Source organism: Paenibacillus phytorum (genome assembly GCF_013141715.1).
Lineage (GTDB): Bacteria > Bacillota > Bacilli > Paenibacillales > NBRC-103111 > Paenibacillus_E > Paenibacillus_E phytorum.
Window position 1 is genome coordinate 1 of the sequence record NZ_WHOA01000030.1, and the last position, 21,670, is coordinate 21,670.

At 45.4% G+C, this 21,670-nt stretch carries 18 protein-coding genes and 2 pseudogenes; 12 read left to right on the forward strand and 8 right to left on the reverse strand.

Annotated features, from left to right (window positions below; translation table 11 throughout):
• The first annotated feature begins 479 nt into the window (after window positions 1–479).
• The 5 genes from GC098_RS04720 to GC098_RS04740 all read left to right on the forward strand — a co-directional run bounded on the left by GC098_RS04720 (window position 480) and on the right by GC098_RS04740 (window position 3,868).
• Complete coding sequence (locus GC098_RS04720) at window positions 480–776, forward strand: hypothetical protein (RefSeq protein ID WP_171641416.1); 297 nt, start codon at window positions 480–482, stop codon at window positions 774–776.
• 208 nt (window positions 777–984) lie between these two features.
• Complete coding sequence (locus GC098_RS04725) at window positions 985–1,464, forward strand: CBO0543 family protein (protein WP_171641418.1); 480 nt, start codon at window positions 985–987, stop codon at window positions 1,462–1,464.
• A 74-nt stretch (window positions 1,465–1,538) separates the two neighbouring features.
• Window positions 1,539–1,760, forward strand: coding sequence for a hypothetical protein (locus GC098_RS04730; protein WP_171641420.1), 222 nt, complete (start codon window positions 1,539–1,541; stop codon window positions 1,758–1,760).
• A 242-nt stretch (window positions 1,761–2,002) separates the two neighbouring features.
• Entirely contained in the window at window positions 2,003–3,508 is a 1,506-nt protein-coding gene (locus GC098_RS04735) for an alginate lyase family protein (RefSeq protein WP_171641422.1), read from the forward strand.
• Between the two features lie 96 nt (window positions 3,509–3,604).
• Window positions 3,605–3,868, forward strand: coding sequence for a VOC family protein (locus tag GC098_RS04740; protein ID WP_376773835.1), 264 nt, complete (start codon window positions 3,605–3,607; stop codon window positions 3,866–3,868).
• Between the two features lie 101 nt (window positions 3,869–3,969).
• Here the strand turns inward: GC098_RS04740 and GC098_RS04745 are convergent, their stop codons facing one another.
• Together GC098_RS04745 and GC098_RS04750 are read right to left on the reverse strand one after the other, a co-directional pair.
• Window positions 3,970–4,842, reverse strand: a complete 873-nt coding sequence (locus tag GC098_RS04745; protein WP_171641424.1) for a carbohydrate ABC transporter permease — start codon at window positions 4,840–4,842, stop codon at window positions 3,970–3,972.
• A 52-nt stretch (window positions 4,843–4,894) separates the two neighbouring features.
• Window positions 4,895–5,845, reverse strand: coding sequence for an ABC transporter permease (locus GC098_RS04750; protein ID WP_171641426.1), 951 nt, complete (start codon window positions 5,843–5,845; stop codon window positions 4,895–4,897).
• A gap of 146 nt (window positions 5,846–5,991) precedes the next feature.
• Between GC098_RS04750 and GC098_RS04755 the strand changes: the two genes are divergently transcribed.
• From GC098_RS04755 to GC098_RS04765, 3 genes are all read left to right on the forward strand, one after another.
• Window positions 5,992–7,806, forward strand: a complete 1,815-nt coding sequence (locus GC098_RS04755; RefSeq protein WP_246358429.1) for a sensor histidine kinase — start codon at window positions 5,992–5,994, stop codon at window positions 7,804–7,806.
• Window position 7,807: 1 nt separating this feature from the next.
• Complete coding sequence (locus GC098_RS04760; protein WP_171641428.1) at window positions 7,808–9,415, forward strand: response regulator transcription factor; 1,608 nt, start codon at window positions 7,808–7,810, stop codon at window positions 9,413–9,415.
• A gap of 107 nt (window positions 9,416–9,522) precedes the next feature.
• On the forward strand, window positions 9,523–11,205 hold the full coding sequence (locus GC098_RS04765) for a type 2 periplasmic-binding domain-containing protein (RefSeq protein WP_171641429.1): 1,683 nt from the start codon (window positions 9,523–9,525) through the stop codon (window positions 11,203–11,205).
• A gap of 143 nt (window positions 11,206–11,348) precedes the next feature.
• Here GC098_RS04765 and GC098_RS04770 read toward each other — a convergent pair whose 3' ends face one another.
• From GC098_RS04770 to GC098_RS04790, 5 genes are all read right to left on the reverse strand, one after another.
• Window positions 11,349–12,947, reverse strand: coding sequence for a response regulator transcription factor (locus GC098_RS04770; RefSeq protein WP_171641431.1), 1,599 nt, complete (start codon window positions 12,945–12,947; stop codon window positions 11,349–11,351).
• On the reverse strand, window positions 12,883–14,700 hold the full coding sequence (locus GC098_RS04775; RefSeq protein ID WP_171641434.1) for a sensor histidine kinase: 1,818 nt from the start codon (window positions 14,698–14,700) through the stop codon (window positions 12,883–12,885). The genes GC098_RS04770 and GC098_RS04775 overlap by 65 nt, the downstream gene beginning before the upstream one ends.
• Before the next feature lie 43 nt (window positions 14,701–14,743).
• Entirely contained in the window at window positions 14,744–16,366 is a 1,623-nt protein-coding gene (locus tag GC098_RS04780; protein WP_171641436.1) for a type 2 periplasmic-binding domain-containing protein, read from the reverse strand.
• An 80-nt stretch (window positions 16,367–16,446) separates the two neighbouring features.
• Window positions 16,447–17,337 carry a carbohydrate ABC transporter permease gene (locus GC098_RS04785; RefSeq protein WP_171641438.1) on the reverse strand — a complete coding sequence of 297 codons (891 nt, stop codon included), beginning with the start codon at window positions 17,335–17,337 and terminating at the stop codon, window positions 16,447–16,449.
• 15 nt (window positions 17,338–17,352) lie between these two features.
• Window positions 17,353–18,315, reverse strand: a complete 963-nt coding sequence (locus GC098_RS04790) for an ABC transporter permease (RefSeq protein WP_171641440.1) — start codon at window positions 18,313–18,315, stop codon at window positions 17,353–17,355.
• A 287-nt stretch (window positions 18,316–18,602) separates the two neighbouring features.
• On the opposite strand from GC098_RS04790, the pseudogene GC098_RS39785 reads away from it, so the two are divergent.
• Both GC098_RS39785 and GC098_RS39790 read left to right on the forward strand, forming a co-directional pair.
• Window positions 18,603–19,118, forward strand: a pseudogene (locus tag GC098_RS39785) (TerD family protein); the annotation flags it as partial.
• 69 nt (window positions 19,119–19,187) lie between these two features.
• Entirely contained in the window at window positions 19,188–19,862 is a 675-nt protein-coding gene (locus GC098_RS39790; RefSeq protein WP_312879990.1) for a vWA domain-containing protein, read from the forward strand.
• Between the two features lie 45 nt (window positions 19,863–19,907).
• Here the strand turns inward: GC098_RS39790 and GC098_RS04800 are convergent, their stop codons facing one another.
• Complete coding sequence (locus GC098_RS04800; protein ID WP_312879988.1) at window positions 19,908–20,339, reverse strand: methyl-accepting chemotaxis protein; 432 nt, start codon at window positions 20,337–20,339, stop codon at window positions 19,908–19,910.
• Between the two features lie 148 nt (window positions 20,340–20,487).
• Between GC098_RS04800 and GC098_RS04805 the strand changes: the two are divergent.
• Window positions 20,488–20,800, forward strand: a pseudogene (locus GC098_RS04805) (winged helix-turn-helix transcriptional regulator).
• A gap of 38 nt (window positions 20,801–20,838) precedes the next feature.
• Window positions 20,839–21,498 (forward strand): NAD(P)H-binding protein, encoded by a 660-nt coding sequence (locus GC098_RS04810; RefSeq protein WP_171641445.1) that lies wholly within the window; start codon window positions 20,839–20,841, stop codon window positions 21,496–21,498.
• Window positions 21,499–21,670 lie beyond the last annotated feature (172 nt).

Genomic DNA, 21,670 nt, shown 5'->3' on the forward strand with positions numbered 1-21,670 from the left:
AATCGACTCTCAGGCTTCGAAATTCGTGCTTCTATTGGAAATAATCCAATGGAATTGACTTTTAGGCAGCAAATCCCCTACTTTCATTGGATTAATCCAATGGAAGTAGCAGGCAGACTGCATTAATTCACTAAATGGGAGCTACTTTTTCCAATTATGACTTTTGGGACATCCCCTTGATTCCACACTAGTAAAAACGCGGTCCTTCCTTTTTCGTCAACTCCCTATTCTTGCATCTAGGGAACTTATCCTCAGGCCCCACTGTATGCTGCTTATGTTACTTTTGGAATTCAACAATTAATGATTCTAGGACTGGATTAATCCGCATCGTATACGTAGTTCTTAATATGTTTTACAGTTCTTCTTCCTCAAACCTCGAAGCTGAGTAGCCAAAAGAAAGCCCAAATCGATATAGTCAAGCATCCAGTTATTACATTTCTACATAGGTTGATGTATCAAAATTTGGAGGAGATTGCTCAATGAGTTACAACCAAAGTCATTATGTTAATCCACATCACCCACACCACCCTTATCATCCGCATCACCCATATCACCCTTATCATCCTCATATGCATCATCATCCAGTGATCATTTATCCTGTCCCATATCCGCATCATCCACATCACTATCCAATGCCTTATCATGGTATGCACGGTGGTCAATGGCAAGGAAGCCACGGTCATAGTGGACAGTGGACCGGCCAACAGGGTGGATCGCAAGGGCAGCATCAAGGTAATTGGCAAGGTGGGCATAGAGGAGAACAACCTCAGAAGTAAATGTGTAACAGAGTCGGGCGAATTTCTCGTGCGGCTCTGTCCTACTTCCATTTAGGTGGTTTATCATTTAAGAACTTATCAAAGGATCGAAAATAACGCGATGTCGCCCAAAATTTCAGTTCATTCATGTTTAATACTTCTGAATTAAAGATTAAAAATCTTTACTTTTGCCGATAATTCAAGTATTAAAATAACGGGACTGATACTTATGGATATGGTCATTCTTTACTCAGTTTGGATCATTACTATTGTTCTTTTAGTGATATTTATTAAACGGAAAAATTCGATCAGAGCACAAGTAAGTTTTTTATTTATGCAAATACCCAGTTGGCTATTTGGGGCTTGGGTTGTCCAAAAAGGATTAATCGAATACCCTGCAGGTTTTTTAAAGACGGTTTACAAATCAAGTTTTACTTTTGAATTTTTCGTCTTCCCTTCCGTAAGTGCCATTTTTAATGTTCATTTCCCTCAAGACAAAACATGGTTTGTTAAATCTATTTACATCCTTAGTTTTCCAACAGCTATTACAATACTTGAAGTCAATTTAGTAAAGTATACACAACTGATTAAATACTTAAATTGGGCTTGGTATTGGAGTTTCATTACCTTAACCTTCACTCTATTAATTTCATACGGTTACTATCTGTGGTTTTTCAAAAAAATAAAGAAAATGTATGATCATCCATAGATATAAAAAAAATCCTATTCACCTCTAACCAATTGTGTTAGATTGATTTTATAACCAGTTGGAGGTATATCCATTTGAATCCTGTCACCGAGAATTTCGTTAAGAAACATCAAAAATATTTGTCCGATAACCCCAACGAACTAGAGAATTTCGGCTCGATCTATGAACACATGCTTTTTTACTTAACGAGTATTCTGGGCATAGATGAGCAGCAAGCTTTGCAATGTATCCTTGATTTCAAAGCGGATATGTCTTGTGATCTTCTTCCCTACATAGTTAAAAGTGAAATAATTTGAAAGCGGTTTAATCACCGGTTCAATTGAATCCTAGTTACGAGCTACACGCAACTAGTTAGATAATCCGTAACCTCTAAGGTTGCGGATTTTTGTTGTGAAATCAGGGAAAGAAGTTCCTATAATAAATTTCCACATATGCATCTTAAATAAATCCATAGCCACTTGTTTATGTAAAAGATAGTATGGAATTGCAAACGTATTCATAGTGATTCTGAATTTATAACTAAGGGAGTGAAAAAAGGATGAGTAGGAAGTATTCGCTCAAGCATGTGGCTGTATCGTTTTTGTGTGGATCATTGTTTTTCTCCGGCATTGGCTTTGCGGCTTCAACATCGACAGACATCAGCTTGAAAAAACTAAGATTATTCGTTGACGGGGTGAATAAAAGCGCTCCAAACGGATTGTACAATAATCAGGGTGACAAGGTGCCGGAATCGTTGATATATCAGAATACGACCTATGTTCCCGTCCGTATGGTCGGGGAACTGCTCGGTAAGACCGTTGAGTGGGACTCCGCTTGCAGAGCAATCATTATCGGAAGTAAACCTGGCGAGGAAGCGAAGAAAGCTGCTTGCAAAAGCACAGAGGCACTCGATGCTTCTAAGCTGCTTACTCTAGATGCTGCCACCTTGAACGAGGCGAAGCGCAAATATTTGGCGGGAGATCCGCTAATCACACAAAGTGTCAATCAATTGAAGCAAGATGCAGACGCAGCAATGCAAAAAGGTCCCTATTCGGTCTTGGATAAGACCAAAATAGCTCCTAGCGGCGATAAGCACGATTATATTTCGATCGGTGTGTATTGGTGGCCAAATCCCGATACGCCCAATGGTTTGCCCTATATACAAAAAGACGGTCAGCAAAATCCTGAAGTCAATACAAACGCCTTCGACCGTACGAATTTCGGTACGACAAGCTCGGGTATCCGCACACTGTCATTAGCTTATTTCTATACCGAGAACGAAGCTTATGCCGAGTATGCGGCCAAATTACTAAGAGTTTGGTATCTGGACCCTGCGACAAGAATGAATCCAAGCTTAAATTACGGCCAAGCTGTTCCAGGCGTTAATGATGGCAGGGCAGCAGGCATTATCGAAACGTTAAATATTTTGAACACGCTGGATCCTGCGACGATCTTAAATGGGACGAAGTATTTGCCCGATCAAGACTTAGTCAAATTTAAGCAATGGATCGGCGATTATATGAAGTGGTTGATGGAAAGTCCGATCGGCATTGATGAAAAGAATGCCAAAAACAATCATGGCAATTGGTATGACGCACAAGTCGCCGCCTACGCCTTATTCAGCGGACACCCCGATATTGCCAAGAAAGTAATCGAAGACAACAAGAAGCGAATTGCATCGCAAATCGAGCCTGACGGACGCATGCCGCTTGAAATTGCCAGAACTCGTTCATTGCATTATTCGACTTACAATATGGAAGCCATCACCATTGTCGCACGGTTAGGCAGTAAAGTTGGGGTCGATCTGTGGAATTACAAGACGGAAGACGGGCGCAGTATCCTTAAAGCTTTGGAGTTTCTGAACCCATACATCAGCAAGCAGAAAGAATGGGAATTTGAACAAATCAAAGCCGAAAGTCTCTCTTCGGCACTCCCCACGATGGCTACTGCTACGAAAGCGTACGGCAAACCGGAATTCCGAGCAACTGCCGAAAAATTGTTAAAAGAAAAAGACGCGACGGCTCGGGAGAACTTGTTGTACGCGGTTCCGAAAGCGTCCAACTAAGGAAGATGCACGATTTCCATTTTTTATGCTACTATTAACGATAAGAGCTCAGAGATAATCACTACTAAATTTAAAGGAGATAGCAATGTTATCGTGATGCTCTTTCCGGAGTCCACTTTCAAAAGTTTTACGAAAAATGATATTTCAGATACGAAGCAAGGCACCGAAGTATTGCTTTCTATTGATGCCGAGAGCAAAGAAGAAGTTGATGAAATGTTAAATAAAGCGGTAAAGGCTGGCGGCACTATTTACGGTGAGCCTCATGATCAGGGCTGGATGTACGGCGCCGGTTTCATTGATTTGGATGGTCATCGGTGGAATGTGTTGTACAAGGATATGAGTAAGATGCCTAAGGAGTAAGAAGGCAAAAAAAGAAGAACACTGTAGCCATCATGGTTACAGTGTTCTTCTTTTTTTGGAACTTCAATTTAGAGAGCAATGTACCTGTCTGGTCCATCCCATCATTCCTTGACGGCACCGATGGAAATTCCATTAACAAAGAATCGTTGCAGAAAGGCGTAGACCACTAATATTGGCAGCACGCCTATAAATATCTGAGATGCCCGAATCGTTCGTTGCGATTGACTCGCAACCGCTGACAGATCAATTTTCGACATATCCGCTTGAACAATGATGGTTTGCATGAAACTTGCAAGCGGGAGATGCTCAGCATCTTTCATATAGATCAAGCCGTCAAAATAAGCGTTCCAATGTCCCACCATCGTAAACAAGGTAATCGTCGCTATGGCTGGTAATGAGATCGGCAAGTAAATCATGAAAAAGGTTCGAATATGTCCAGCTCCGTCAATAAAGGCAGCTTCCTCAAGATCTTTAGGAACGTTACGGAAGAAGTTAAGAAGCAGAATGAGGTTATAGACTGCTACCATTCCTGGCAAAATAAGCGCCCACAGCGTATTCATCAAACCAAGCTTATAGACAAGGATATAGTTGGGAATCAGGCCCCCGTTGAACAGCATAGTTATGACAAAATACCAGAGATAGCCGGTGCGAGCGCGAAAGACGCGAGCTTCTTTAGAGAGCGCGTAAGCTGCAATTGCGTTAACGAACATCGCAAGCACCGTTCCAAGGACAGTCCGTTTGATGGATACCCCAAGTGATGTAAGAAATTGAGCATTGTTGAACGTTTTTTCGTAGGCTTCAAATGTAAAACCGATCGGCCAAAACGTAACTAACCCAGCGTTGGCAGGGGCGTTTGAGCTTAAAGACACCATCAGTAAATGGATTAACGGAAGTAGGCAAAGAATAGAGATTATGATCAACAGCGCATTGTTAAACACGGTAAATATGCGATAAGATAACGTTTTGTGGTACATATGTTGTCCTCCTTAGAGATTTCGCAAGAAAACTTGCTTCGTAAGCATTCTCTTAGAAAATTCGATACCCAGCGAATCGATAAGCAAGACGGTAGGATATGATGATTAAGATTAAGCTGATAAGCGATTTGAATAGACCGACTGCCGTTGCGAAGCTGAATTGTCCACTAAGGAGACCTTCCCGATACACAAACGTGTCAATAATATCTCCCTGCTGATAGATCAGAGGACTATACAAGTTAAATATTTGGTCGAAGTTCGCATTCAGCACATTGCCGAGAGCCAAAGTTGCAACTACGATTGCGATCGGTATAAGGGATGGTATCGTAACATAAAACGCTTGCTTGAAGCGGCTCGCTCCGTCAACTTCAGCTGCTTCGTACAGCGCTGGATTAATAGCCGTAAGCGCCGCTAGGAAGAAAATCGTATTGAACCCAAATTCTTTCCAGACATCACTGAAGATAATGGTAAATCGGAACCAACTGCCGTCGCCCAGAAAGAAAATCGGCTTAATGCCGAACACACTGGAAAGGAACTGGTTGACAAGCCCAGTCTGGGCAAGCAAATCAATTAGAATTCCTGCGAGTGTAACCCAGGAAAGAAAATGGGGAAAGTAGACAAGTGTTTGGATCGACCTTTTGAGCCCTACGTTCCTTACCTCATTCAATAACAGGGCGAAGATAAATGGGATGATTAAGTTCAGCACGATCTTGGCACAAGCAAAGAACAGGGTATTCCACGTAATTTTCAAAAAGTAATCATTCTCCAACATATAACGAAAATGCTTCAAGCCAACCCACGGGGAGCCGGTTATTCCCAATCCTGATTTATAATCCTGAAACGCCATAACAATCCCCGACATTGGAAGATAAGAAAAAATGAAAACCAATATGACAGCCGGGAGCACCATGAGATGAAGCATCCATGGTTGCTTGTAGCTGCTTTTCCTTTTCACGCCTTCGGTGGCCTTGTGGGTCACTTGATGTACTGTATTTACGTCCATAGCTCTCTACCCCGTTCCATAAAAACTCATTTGTATATTTTGAGAAACCCTGATATATATAGTATCAACAAACGCTACCCATAAACTATATGACAATGTTAGGATGGATAGGGTTTTGTTAGGGATATCTTCTGGGGGGGATCGTTATGGAGCTGCAAAGAGGTATTGCGTTTGTCAAAAAAAGGGTCGGTACCAGGTTTAGTCTGTTTGCCAAAATGAACGGTCTTATTATCATTTTGTTCATCCCGATCATTATCGTTTTTACATATTCCAATAGAATCGCATTCGATGTTATAGGCAAAGAGCTACAGGTATCTAATATTAAACAGCTCTCTTTTCTATCCAGCCAAATTGACTCGAGGATCAATCAGATGATGGACTTTGTCATGACCTTTTCCAAAGATCCGAATGTTCAGAAATTCAATGGATTAAACATCTGGGAAGATCGCTATGATCGCATGCAGACTAGATATGCGGTGCAGGAAAAAATGGTGCTGCAGTCCGGTATTATGAACATTTGGCCGGTTAAATACACGGTATATTCCCAACAGAACAAAGAAGCCATTTCTAATGCCATCAGAACATCCGAGTACGATGAGAATTATTTGAAAAGGAATATGACCGGAAAATGGACTTATGGGGATGGCGAAACGGTGCCTAAAGGTGATCCGAAGTCCTTCTATTGGTTCTATACGGATTCTTTCGGCCAACAGGATACGCTTAGTGGAAGTAATTTGGTGGTTGAAGCCAGCTTCGGTCATGAAAATATTCAAAATATGCTGGACACTTATAAGGCAGGCGGTCAAGGAGATCCTTTCTTTTACCACAAGGGAGAGACTCCTATTCTGAATCGCAGCGCGTCCACGCAGCTATCAAGTGACCTCATCCATTATTTGGACGGGCAGTCTCTGGCAGATACGATGCAGAAGGTCGTGAGATTAGAAAATAAAAATTATTTGGTTAGTGCTGTGAAATCTCCCCTATTGGACTGGCATCTGGTTGACATTGTTCCACTGGATCAAATCTTGGGTCCGATATCGTTCAGCCGCAATCTATTCTATTTATCGATGGTCCTGCTTTTTGTAGTCGGTATTTCTTCCTCCGTGCTGCTTTACCGGAACGTTCAACGTCCGATTAGAAAGCTGATTCGCGGATTACAGAGCGTGCAGCGGGGGGATTTTTCAGTAAGGATCAACGCCAATGCACATAATGAGTTTTCTTTTCTGTTTTATCGATTTAATGATATGTCTCAGCAAATTCAAGGTTTAATTGAAAACGTGCTCAATGAGAGACTACGGGCCAGGGATGCGACTTTGAAGCAATTGCAGGCTCAAATTAATCCGCATTTTCTTTATAACTGCCTAGGCTACATTGTTAACATGGCCCAGATGAAGAATGAAGAGGCTGTCGTTTCAATGGCGTATAATCTGAGCGCATACTACCGTTACACGACCCGAATGGAGCGGGAAACGGCTAGTCTCGACGAAGAAATTCGACTGATCATCAACTATCTGGACATTCAGAAACTGCGTAACGGCAGAATTGAATATCATATCGATATACCCGAAGAGCTGATGAATCAACAAGTTCCGCGCTTGCTGTTGCAGCCGATCGTGGAAAATGCCGTCATTCATGGGGTTGGGAAATCGTATTCATCAGGTGAAATTCGAATCAGTGGCGAGATATCCAACGGCTACTGCAGGATTTATATCGATGACGATGGTCCCGGTATGACGGAGGATCAGCAAAAAGCGTTAAATCATAAAATGCGGGAGCCCTTACAAGAGAAAATGGGCTGCGGCCTTTGGAATACCAACCAGCGGATCATTCACCAATTTGGTGATAAATCTTATCTCTATTTCACGAAATCGCTTCTAGGGGGATTTCGAACAGAGATTATTTGGGAAATAAGCTCTGGAGAAGAACATCGCCATCATCCCTTCATACAAGGAGACATGTAACATGCAAATGATCATAGTAGACGATGAAGCTCACTGGGTAGACAACCTATCCATGCACAAACCTTGGCATACACTCGGCATTGAACAGGTTCATAAAGCTTATTCTGCGCATGAGGCGCTTCAAATTCTCGAGACGCATCCTATCGATATTGTCATATCAGATGTTCTCATGCCCGAAATGACCGGCATAGAGCTGATAGAGCGAATCCGTATGTTTGATAAAAAAATAAAATGCATTATTTTATCCGGTCATTCCGACTTTGAGTTTACGAAAGAGGCCGTCCGGCACCAGGCAGTGGACTACCTGCTTAAACCGCCGACCGACAACGAATTGTTTGACGCAGTCAAGGCTGCGATTGATCAATTGAATGCGGAATGGGAAAGCATCAGCTCCTATGAGCGCACCCAGTACACTCTTCGTGAAAACTTGCCGCTTCTTCGTGGCCAATTGCTTCTTGACGCCTTCCGGGGTCATCGCATGTCCGCCGACGAATGGAGTCGGAAGCTGGAGAATTACGGGTTACCGTTCCGTTATGGTGACTGTGCCCTCCTACTCGTCCGAATGGAGGAAGAATTCGGGCAATATAAAAACAATGGGCAGCAGTTGATGGAATATGCGATCATCAATATGGCCGAAGAGATTATTGGAGAATTTACCGAGGTCTGGGGTGTTAAGGAGGAGCATGGGTATCTTGCCTTTCTGCTTCAGCTCAAGGAAGATCATTCTGACGTTGGGAAAGAAACTATTTTAGAAAAGCTTGCCATGCAGCTTCAGTATAAAGTGAAACAGTTCTTGAAAGGATCTCTGTCCATTGTGATTACGGAGTGGTTCCAATTTCCGGACCAGTTATCGGACTATTATAAGCAGGCTTCGGCCTATTTCCGGCAAATTGTAGGAGATGAACGGGAGTTCGTCATGCGGGTTGGTGATTTCGAGCAAAACGTTTCGAAGGGAACCTTGGACGCTATCCATATGCCTCCAACATTGATTAACCTGCTCGAGGTTGGGCGTTGGGATGCGGCGGAGGATAAACTAGGGACCGTGTTCGCGGAACTTGATGAGAGATGGTCCGAATCCTGGGAGCACTGCATGGAGGCTGGATTTTCAATCGCTTCTTCCTTCACGCATATAGCGCATCGGAATGGCTACACGTTGGCCAATTTAATTGGACCAGAGATTGATCCCTTGCAGAGCGGAGAGGCCTTCTCCTCCATTAGCAAGCTTAGAAAGTGGTCTCTGGGCGTACTTGGCAAGCTAAAAGAGAATGCATCGAATGAAATCAAAGATATACGATCCCTGTATGTGAAGAAAGTCCAGGATTTTGCGGAGAAAAACCTTCATCTTGATGTATCGCTGCGTGCGCTTGCAGACCATGTTAATTTGCATCCGACACATTTATCCAAAATTTATAAGATTGAAACCGGTGAAGGAATAAGCGATTACATGTCCTCTCTCCGAATGGAGCGTGCTTGTCATTTGCTAAGGACAACCGACAAAAAGGTGTATCAAATCAGCATGGAAGTCGGCTATTTGGATCCAGCTTACTTTATAAAAGTGTTTAAACGTCAGTTCGGTGTAACGCCGCAAGAATTTAGAGACGGCATATAATTGCCTAACAAAGTCTTACGGAAACTAAAATAATCCTATAGATACCTTCCCCAATAAGTTGGTAGAGTTAGCATGTAGTAATCTTACATCGTAGGGGGAAAACAAAAATGAGTACATTCAAAAAATCATGGCTGCTGCTCGTGGCCACTTCACTCATCGTAGTCTCGGCTTGTAGTTCAAAGACCGGTGAGACTGGAAAACCAGACACTACCGGTTCGAAAGACGTTGCTGCATCCGATGCTGGATTCACCAAAGGCAAATACGACCCGCCAATTGAGATTAGCACCGTCGTCATGTTTACCCCGCCAAAGAAGTACGTCAAAGGCGACACCAAAGAAAACAATGTCCACGATCGTTGGATGCTGGAGACGCTAGGTATTAAGCACAAAGATACCTGGTACCCTGCCGGCGGGGATCAATATAAGCAAAAACTTCAGCTTGCTATTGCTTCCGGCGAGAAACTGCCAGATTTCGTATTCGTACCAACTGACCCCGTACTAACCAACCAATTGATCGATTCCGGCCAGTTTGTTGCCATTGATACGTTGTTTGATAAGTACGCAAACAAAACTTGGAAAGACCATGCCGCTCAACATCCAGAACTATGGTATCCTTTCACGCGAAATGGCAAGAAGTACAACCTGCCAATTCTGGAATATACCGACAATGACGATACGATGTTATGGCTCCGGGAAGATTGGATGGAGAAGCTGAATCTTACGGCTCCTAAGACGATCGCAGATTTAGAGAACGTGATGGATAAATTCAAGAATCAGAACCCGGACGGGCTTTCTCCGAAGGACGTCTATCCGCTCGCGATTTCCTTGAAAAACAATACGAACACATGGATGGGCGGACTTGATTGGCTGTTCGGGGCATATGGATCCGTTGAGGAGCAATGGAATAAAGATGCGAATGGCAAGCTTGAGTATGGTTCTATCAATCCGGGGGCCAAGAAAGCGCTAGCGAAGCTTCAAGAATGGATGAACAAAGGCTATATTCATCCTGATGCCGCTTTGTGGGATGAAGGTAAATCTGCCGAGATCTGGACAAAAGGAAATGCAGGCGTATTGCCTGGAGCAAACTGGGTTCCTGACTGGCCAGCTCCAGATTTGATCAAGAACGTAAAAAATTCGAAATATAAAGCCTATCCGGTTCCTGCGGGTCCCGATGGACTGGCAGGCACGAAATGGCAGAACTCTGGCGTGAACAGCAGCTTCATGATTAATAAAGATGCTAAGCATCCAGAAGCAATCTTCCTGTATTACAACTACATGCTTGATAACTTGGCCAACCCTCCAATCGGCAGCAAATTCGAAAACGGATTTGCCCAAGGCTATGATTGGGACATCGTGGATGGAAAACCAACCAGTGATAAAGACAAAATCAAGGACTTCAGCAATGACTTCACATTCATAACTGGACCAGCGCGGATTCCGGACCTGTATATGAAGACGCTTGTTAAGCTTGCAGACGGCAAAAAGCCGGAAACTCCTTATGAGAAACAAATCGCGGATTTCCGCAAACCTGAAAACTGGTATGCTGCGAAAGTCGTCATGTCACAAATGGACATTCGCAAACAAAACTATTTCACCGGTGCGGCTACGCCGACCATGATTTCGAAATGGAACCTTCTGCGTCAGTCTGAAATGGAAACATTCAACAAAATCATCTATGGCAAATTGCCAGTCAATGCCTTTGATGAATTCGTCGCCAGCTGGAAAGCTAATGGCGGTGATCAGACAACGAAAGAAGTCAACGAGTGGTTCACGTCAGTAACCAAAAAATAAATTAAGAAAACTACGATTTCAAAAACGGGCGAAAGCCCGTTTTTTTTACGTCCAATTTGAGCAATGTAAGAATGAATTCTACAGAATTAAACATAAAACCCGCTTCCACTGTGACTGGCGATCATTTCAAGACGGTCTCCTAACTATTGGTTTTTTTTATATTCCGTCGGCGTAAACCCGGTATAAGCTTTGAACAGCTTGCAAAAATAACGATAATTGTCTACGCCGACATCCTCCGCCACCTCATATATTTTCATCGTTGTCTGCGTCAGCAGTTCTTCAGCCTTCTTCATTCGGTACCGGTTTAAATAATCGGTAAAATGCTCACCCGTTTCTTGCTTGAACAATTGCCCCGCATAAGAAGGATGAAGCTGTACGAGCTCCGCAAGATCGGAAATCTGAATATCCTCTGCATATCTTTCGTGAATAAGGCGGCACATGCTTTGAACTTCCTTGCGGTAGGACATCCTCATATGCTCCCCGAATACCCGCTCCAGCTCGCTAACCGTTTGCTCCCACCAGCTGCCGAATTCATCCCAGGTCTCGACCGATGCAAGATCGGCCATTCGTTCCATTACGGAAACTGGAATTTCCGAAAAAGCCGGATCGAGCAGCTTGTGCGAGACATGTATCAGCTCCGCAGGACGTAAGGGCGGAACTCTCTCTTGCAGCAGTGGCGTAATCGCCTCGCGGAACGAGAAGGCCGAACGCTGCTGCATTGCCTTTCGTACCGCTGCAGCCCATTCCCGATACTGCGAGGGGGGAATCACCTCGAACCGCTCAGGCGCCGCGTCGGAAATCATCGGCGTTGGATCATAGAAGAAAGCGTCCAAACCATCCGCTCCCGAGCGGACCAACTCCGCCCAAGCCACTTCGCCTGTCTGCCTAAGCAGGACATGCGCATGCCCCCGAACGCCAGTTACCGCTCGCACATCATCCAGAGCAGCCCCTGCTTCCGAGCGAAGAAAGCTGAGCCTAGCGGCAGCGCTATGGATATTCGGCAAGCGCATAAACACAAACAGCCTGTCGCTTCTCCAAGGCATAGTGACAGCGACGACCTTGCCATCACCCACGTTATCTCCGTACCGACGCTCGATAACTTGTCCGGCTTCCGCCTGCAGACGTACCGCCTGCTCGCCCTGCTGACTCGCGATTCCGAACAACTCGCGCCCGCTCCAACCGACGGACAGTAAAGCGACGAAGCCCAACTGCCTTTCGATTGTGCCAAGTCCCGGCGGCAGTGGGTGGGCATCCAAGGAAGCCGGAGCAGATAGCATCCGCTCCAGCCAGTGTCGTCTTTCTTGCCAGTCGCTTTGCCGCTGCTGAAGCCCTTGAAGCTGCAGCCGATGCGCCACATCCATGTCACGGTAGATCTCTTCGGCGACCTTGCGACAAGCCGTCAGAAGCTGATCAGCCTCCTGCACCTGTTTGATCATGTAGCCTGACACACCAATCGATATGGCGCGCTTGGCAAAATCGAATTCCCCATAGGTGGTCAAGATCATGATATGGACCTGCGGATATCTCTCTCGTACATAGCCGGCTAACTCTAGTCCGTCCATATCAGGCATCATGATGTCGGTTAGCAGTAGGTGGGGAATTTCCTGCTCCATGATGCGGATCGCTTCCTTCGCACTGGAGGCTGGTCCGATCAGCGTAAAACCAGCAGAAGCCCAGTCAATCCGCTGCGAATAATGCTCCCTTACCCACTGCTCGTCGTCCACCAGCAACAGCCTCAGCATGCTTCTCTCCCCCTTCACCCTTTATCCGGAACGCTTCAGGACCATCCGGCTCGGGCAGCCTGACGCAAACGAGCAACCCCTCCTCCGCTTCTTTGGGAAAGCTTAGACCGTACGACTCGCCGAAATGAAGCCGAATTCGCTCGTGTATGTTGCGCAAGCCCAAATTGTTCAGTCCTTTATGACGTCCCAATGAAGTAACACCGGCGAGAAGGCATTTAAGCTTGGAAGGCTCGATGCCAGGGCCTGTATCCGAAACTTCGAGCATTGTTGCTCCTTCACCAAACGCCATACCTGCCACGATAATATGATTCGTTTCACCTGTTCCCAGTCCGTAGAAAATGCTATTCTCGACGAGCGTAATCAGCGTGAGCTTAGGTATCGGGGCGATGAGCGACTCGTCGCGTACAACGAGATCGAGCCGGAAAACGTCCCCGTACCGCAACTTCATGAGTACATCGTATTGCTCCAGCTGATGCAATTCCTCCTCCACCGTTACGATATCCCCCTTCTTGTCCGTCGAATACTGCAGCAAGCCAGTCAGGGCGCAAAGCATTTCTGCCATCTCAGCCGCACGTCCCGCCTGATCCAAACAATAAATCGCGCTTAGCGTATTATGAAGGAAATGCGGGTGAATTTGCGATTGTAGAGCTTTCAATTCGAGCTGCCGCTTCTTCTCCTCCACCAGCCGTAAATCATCAAACAACGTCTGAATACTGTCCATCATCCGATTGAACGCATCGGCGATGTAGGCGAACTCATCGTTGCGCTTGAACGATACCCTCGCGTCCAGCGCCCCTCGTGCCCCCGCCTTCATTTGCTGAGTAATTGCGCCAACTGGCACCTGGATGTACCTAGCGATCCACATGGACAGGAAAGCCGCAAGGATAACCGCAACTAGAAGCACCACCACCATCTGCTGCTCCAGTAAGGCTAGCAACGGATACGCTTCAGATTCCTTGACGATCGAGAAAACAACCCAATTCCAGCGATTCTGATCGCTCCTTAGCACTTTATATGCAGAGGTTTCCGTGTGGACCCTATCGTAAGAGGTTTGACTGGCAGCGGTAAGAGATTGCAGTTGACTGACAATAGATTCATATTCCTTTATTGCGGCAAGAGATGTTAACGGCATATTAAAGGCGATAGGCTGACCGGGGCCGGTAAACAGAAATACAGCCTTTTCCTTGTTTTGTACCACCGAAGGACCCGTCAATGAGGACAAATTCAAATCGAACACGATAATCCGCTTCGCATCGATCCGTTTGGCAACCGATAGCGACTGCCTTCCCCCCGATTGATAAGGTGGACTCCACCAAACACCACTGTCACCGGACATTTGACGCACAATATCAGCAACCTGCTTTTCCGTGACAAAAAATTGATACGAAAAAGGAGAGCTGCTTGAAATCGCCTCTCCCTCAATCAAAAAAATAGCTTCGAATTCCTCCGAGTGCTGGGTCATCATGGTTTCCAGCAACCTGTCTATATCCTCTTTCCCGAGACTATCGTTAATAACTGGATTGGACAAAAGCAGCAGTAGGCCTAGAATATTGTTCATGAACGTTTTCAAATAATTTTCCACCTGTACGACTGAATCCTGAAGCACGGCCTCGTTGTTTTGTTTGATCGGATTGAACAGCCGTTGATAGCCGAACAACCCGATCACGAAAAACAGCCCCACCACCGATAGAAAGACAAGTACGAAAAGCTTTGTGCTAATCCCCGTATATTTTCCGTTCCTTAACCTACGCAATAGCCACATTGCTAAACAGTCCCTTCCAATGTCAAACGGCGTGTCAGTTATCGCTCATAAATTTGATCGATTTGCCGGATGCCTGTGTCACTTGCTCGGCGTAATAACCGAAGATGTTTTTGCCGCCGTATTTGTTCATCAGCTCAGCCCGGTATTGTGGCCAATTGGAAGCATCTTTTTCCTTAAATAAAATCTGGATATGATACTCGCTCATTTTTTTACGGAGTGTCGCCAAATCCATACCTTCCTTGACCGTCAGGCTGGTTCCAACCGATGGCAGCAGCTTGTATGTTTTCAGCTTCTCGGAAATCGCTTTATCCCTTTCCGTGATGCTTTTGTCGATAATCTCAAGGCCGAATTTATCGGTCTGACCTTGCACAAAATTTGCAAACCAATTATAGATACTGAGGAAATTCCCGTTATCAAGAACATCTCTCTTGTAAGCATCTTCGATCCGTTCGATTTGCTTTCCATTACGTTTGTAGTGAACGCCTTCTATACCATATTGAGTTAGCAAGTACCCATCTTCGCTAGCCAGCCAATCCAAAATCTCGATCGATCGCTTCGCCTTCTCCTCCGATGTTTTGGAGCTAATCAGGAACGGGTTGCTTGGAAGCAGCTCGACCCATGTTCCTGTCTTGTCTCCGATATGGAACGGCTGCCAATCGACGTTGGCCACGCCGGTTACCGCCTTCGTTTTCACCTGTAAGCCGTTTGCATTATTGTCATAGGCGTCGTTGCCCCCTGCGGAAAGCACGATGCCGACTTTGCCCTGCGTTGCTTTTTCGATGTGTTGTCCGCTTTTATTTAACAGCCAGTCGGGATCGACCACATTCATTGCTAGCAATTTGCGGACGTCATCCAGCACTTTTTGCATCCGGATATCGGTACGGACATCGACAAACTGATCGTTTTCGAGCACAAAATCGCCTACAAGTCCGTTCTTAATGAATTCCGGGAAATCGAAGGGCAATGTTGTGCCGTTACCGCTTGTCGAAAAGCCAAATGTATCGTTCTTGCCATTGCCGTCCGGATCTTTTTCAGTGAATGCTTTCATGACGGTAACCATCTCATCGTACGTTTCCGGCATCTTCATGCCCAGCTTATCAAGCCAATCCTTACGGACGTAATACGAGCGAGACACCTTCTTCGTATACGGAACTGGAGCGCGCTTGAAAACGTTTTGCACCTGGTATTGCTTGAGATCGGTCGGCGTAATCCAATATTTGAAGTAGTTAGGCATAGCTTCAGGGGTGACGAGATTCGTCATTTCTCGTGCTATGCCGTCCTTTATGTACTTGACCGACTCCAGTCCGTCCATATAAAACAGATCCGGGATGTCACCGGATGCGATCATCGTATTGATTTTGCTGAGATAGTCAGGCCCCGACGCCATATACAAAAGCTTCAAATCGACGTTGAATTTTTCAGCGATTGCTTTTTTAACGGAATCTTTGTCCGCTGCTGGCAATTGCGAACTGTTCGCCGCGTTGACAAACCAAGTGAGAGCCAGCTTTTCTTTCTTCACCGAGGCAGCAGGCGACTCTCCTGCTTCCGCTGAAACGGAGGGAGAGGCATTCGTTCCACCGTCCGATTTACTGCTGCACGCTGCTGCGATGAGTGCCGTTGCCAGTAAAACTGCCGTTATTGTCGTTGTCTTTTTCATACGCATATAGACCTCCTAATGCTTTTTTATGTATTCCCTTCGTTTGCTTCTTAAGGACGCAATCCGGTAAGGATGACATGTCATCCTTTGATCGAACCAATCAGCATGCCCTTCATGAAATATTTTTGCAGAAACGGATACAGGACCAGTACCGGTACGATAGCAATGACGACGACTGCCATTTTGACGGTTTCTGGAGGAAGTGATTGCAACTCCGATTGCGGCACAGACAGCTCTTGACTGACACTTGGCGCTATGATCATGTTGCGCAGCACGACTTGAAGAGGGTACAGCTCGCGCTCATGCAAATACATGATGCCGGCGAAATAGGTATTCCAATGCCCGACTGCGAAAAAAAGCATGAGCGTCGTCGCGAGAATCGGCAGCGAGAGCGGCAGTACAATGCGAAGCAGCGTTGCCAAATCTCCGGCGCCGTCCACCTTCGCCGCCTCCTCTACCTCGTGCGGTAGTCCCTCGAAATATGTCTTCATGATCAGCAGATTGAATGACGAAATCATTCCGGGAATGACAAGTGCCCACAAGGTATTCATCATTCCGAGCGCTTTGACGATCATATAAACGGGGATAAGACCTCCTGAGAACAGCATCGTAAAGATGATAGCAAGCAGCATGGCGTTCCTGCCCGGCAAAAACTTTTTGGACAATGGGTAAGCAAGCGCTGTTGTGGCGATCAAATTGAGCATGGTGCCGGCTACGGTAATAAATATGGTCACCTGCAGTGCCTTTGGCACAACATTGCTGCCCAGCACAGTCCGGAATGCATCGAGTGTGAAAACACTGGGGAAAAGCACGAATCCACCACTGCGCAGCACCTCCGTATAGGGCGTAACGGACACGATGAAAACATAGTAAAGCGGGAAAAGAGTCGCTAGACAGAACAAGCCTAGCCCTGCGTACAAAACGACATCGAATATCCTGTCGGATGAGCTCTTCTTTAATACAATCGACATGTCAGCATCCTCCTGTCACCATATGCCCGATCCACCGAATCGTTTGGCGAGCTTGTTTGCGCCGAGCACCAGGATGAGCCCGATCACCGACTTAAATACGCCCATTGCGGTTGGGACGCTGAAATCCAGCTGCTCAATGCCTCGCCGGAATATCCAGGTATCGAGAATGTCTCCAACGTCGTACACCCTGGCGTTGAGAAAAATGTACACCTGATCGAAGCCCGCATCCAGAATATGCCCGATTCGCAAAATGATCATCAGCATGAACACATCACGGATGCCGGGAAGTGTAACATGCCACATTTGGCGCCCTCTGCCTGCTCCATCCATAACAGCCGCCTCGTACAGCTCTGGATTGATCGATGACAAGGCTGCCAAATAAATGATCGCCCCGAAGCCCGTGTTTTTCCATATGTCCGTTATCAACAGCATCGGCCGGAACGCATTGGAATTCGTCATGACGTCGATACTGCCCCAGCCCATATCACGAAAAAGTGTCGTCACCAGACCTGATCCCGGTGCAAAGAACGAGAACACAAGGCCGTAGACGATAATCCACGACAAGAAGTGCGGACCATATGTGATTGTCTGGACGATCCGTTTAAACCAGTTGACCCGTACTTCGTTCAGCAGCAGTGCGAGGATAACGTCGGGAAACATATTGAATAAAATCCGATAAGTGCTTAACAATACCGTGTTTTTGAGCAGCAGAGGAAATTCGGGCGAGTTAAAAATTTTACGAAAATTGTCCAGCCCTATCCAGTCGCTACCCCAGAAGCCTTTGATCAGATTGTAGTCCTTGAAAGCAATAACTAAGCCGACCATCGGCGCGTAATGAAACACTAAATAATTGAGCAGCCCCGGCGCTGCAAGTATGTAAAGCCAGCGATACTTTGCAATCGTCCGCCAAAAACCGCACCTTGCATCTTTGGGCGGCACGACAGTTTGTCCCGTTATGGTCAACTTGCTGGCTTGCATGAAATTCCCCCTCTCCGGTACGATCCGGTATTATTATTTCAGTTGTAAAGCGCTTACAAATACGATCTACAAAATATTATAGGTGTGAATCAGAACCGAAAATAGCACCGCATTTCAATAAAATGTCCAAAAATTAAAGAACTGAGCACGCTTATGTTGACTGGTAGTTGCTACCAAACTTGTGTTAACGCAGGATATCAAGAGGTAAACGGTAGTAAATTGTCGAAAATATATATCATGCTTGAATGACAGCTTATCTAAAGGTCATGATTTGAGGAGATGAACACATGTTACTGTTGAAAGGACAAAAAATTGATATTACAAAAGGAACAAGTCTGTCTAACCTTAGCTTGCAATTCGGGTGGTCATCGTCAGCTGCCGCAATGAACATTGACGCTGCCTGTTTTATGTTATCGGACAATAACCGATGTGAACGGGATGAGGATTTTATATTTTACGGCAATTCGTCTGCGCAGAGCGGGGCAGTGAATCATAAACAATTAGATAGCATAGACAAGGAAGCAATCAGCATCTCTTTATCCAAGCTCCCGAATAGCGTTGCGAAAATGGCTTTTACCCTAACGATTCACGAGGGCGAGAAGCATGGACATATGATGAAGGATATATCGAATTCCTATTTACGACTCGTTAATGCCGATAATGGTGAAGAACTATTCCGGTTTGAATATGGTTCAGATCTTTCCAAGGAGACTGCAATTGTAGTCGGCGAGTTATATAGGCACAATGGGGAATGGAAATTCAACGCAATTGGAAGCGGATTTTATGGAGGATTAGAGGCATTATGCACGAATTTCGGACTTGAGATCGCAGAGGAAGCCGAACAAGAAGTTGCTGCAGCAGCGGAGAAAACGATCTTAACATCTATCGATTTACGCAAGAAAATCGTTCAGATCACGTTGGAAAAGAAGAAGTTGACCAACTTTACCGCCAGAGTAGGCTTAGTTCTCGATATCTCAGGATCGATGCAGACATTGTACAAGAACGGAACGGTTCAGGAAGTGGTTGAGCGCATACTGGCTGTCGCTTGTAAGTTTGATGATAATGCAACACTAGACGTCTGGATCTACGACAATGAATTCAGCAGGTTGCCTTCCGCTACGGAGATTGATTTCGAGCACTATGTGCAGAAGCAAATTATGAATAACAAGACGATACATAAGTTTGGCCGAAATAATGAGCCACCCGTCATGCAGGACGTGATTCGTAAATATACGGTTGAAGAAGACTCCTCCATACCCGTATTTATGGTGTTCATCAATGACGGTGGAGTCGTAAAACCCATCAAGAAAGTCATCACCGAATCTGCTGTACAACCGATTTTCTGGCAATTCGTAGGCATTGGCGATTCTGATTTTGAAGTGCTTAAGCAGTTGGACACGATGGAAGGACGAATCGTAGACAACGCTAATTTTATTCACATTGAGGATATCGCTTCGATTTCCGATGAAACGCTATATAATCTTCTTTTGAATGAATTCCCGTTATGGCTTAAAGAGGCTACGGCCAAAAGAATTATTCGGAATTAATACACAAAACAAGGACAACCCTTTAAAGGTTGTCCTTGTTCCGTTTTATGTTTTGAATTTCTCATTTATCTCTTGAAGTTCAATAGCCATCTTAGATAATGACTCTGATGATGCTGCGATTTCTTCCATCGATGCCAGCTGTTCCTGTGCCGCTGCGGAGACATTATGAGTAGCCGATGCGCTTTTCTCCACAACATTGAAAATAGTATCCATAGCCATAATCGTTTGCTCTGCACCGCTTGAAAGTTGCTGCGAAGATGCCGAAACTGTCTGAATTTGTGCTTCTAATTCTACGACGGAATGCTGAATCTGGCGAAATAACTCTCCTGCCCTATTCATGATAGTAATTCCTCCCGTCACTTCTGTGTATGTCTCATCCATGGATTTAACGGCTTGCTGCGACTCGGTTTGAATAATTTGAATCATATCGATGATTTGATTAGACGACCTTGCAGTCTGCTCCGATAACTTCTTCACCTCTTTGGCAACGACCTGGAATCCTCGGCCATGTTCTCCCGCTCGGGCTGCTTCAACTGAGAACGAGATTGGATGATAGCGGCGCTTGTAGAATAAAATACGTTTGGATAGCTGGACCGGTCACGAACATGGAACCTTACAAGAAGAAGTGCATGACTTCTCCAACATCTGTTCCGTATTGACCATACTTGGTGCGAAATGGGCCGTTCCTAGTGATCGCAGAGCTATCTAAAGGCCCGAAACGATTTAAACAGCTTCATAGAGATTTAGTGATCGTCAAGACACAATCCTTAACGGATGTGCTGCGGCATTTAGAGCAGAACGGGATTGTTCTACGTCAAGTAACTCCTACTGTACCGATCATGGTAGAATATTCATTGACGGAAAAAGGAATTGATTTTCAGACCGCTCTCAAAGAAATGGATAAATGGGCCAAGAGATGGGAAAGCAATAACCATTAATGCAAATTCGATATAACTGAATGGAAAGGTGTGATAGATTGAACGTCCTTCTTTTCGGAGCTACGGGCATGGTCGGACAGAGCGTGCTGCGCGAATGCCTTCTCGATCCTCAAGTTCATAGCGTGCTAGCCGTAGGTAGAAACACCACCGGTCAGAATCATCCCAAATTGCACGAACAGGTTCATGCTAATCTTCTGGATCTAACTGACATTGAGCATAGACTATCGGGCTTCGACGCTTGTTTTTTCTGCCTTGGTGTCTCTTCCGCGGGTATGAGCGAAGATCGCTATCGGGCAATAACCTATGATATTACCATGCATGTTGCTGAGACATTAGTGAGATTGAACCCTAACATGTCGTTCTTCTATGTAACAGGAATGGGAACAGATAGTACGGAAAATGGCCGCAGTATGTGGGCACGGGTGAAGGGCAAAACGGAGAATGATTTGCTTAAGCTTCCATTTAAGGCGGCTTACATGTTCCGTCCAGGAGGTATTCTTCCATTGCATGGCGTCAAGTCCAAGACCAAACTGTACCAGAGCATTTACACCATAACGAAACCTCTCTACCCTTTGTTAGAAAAATGGTTCCCAAATTCGATTACGACTTCAGAAAAGATCGGACGCGCAATGATCAAAATTGCCAAGCAAGGTTATCCAAAATCAATCATTGAGAGTAGTGATATCAATCTCATTTGATGAATCTCCCATAAATGTGGGGCTGTCCAAAGTGAATATTATGCCTCTCTTCCCTTTTCTGTCCTTTTCTAGGGTAGCCAGAAGTCCCCAAGTGAACGTCGATTCGCTATTTGGACGAAAAACACCCGGATTCATGAGGAAGAGGAACGACAAGGCGTTATTTCACTCTTTT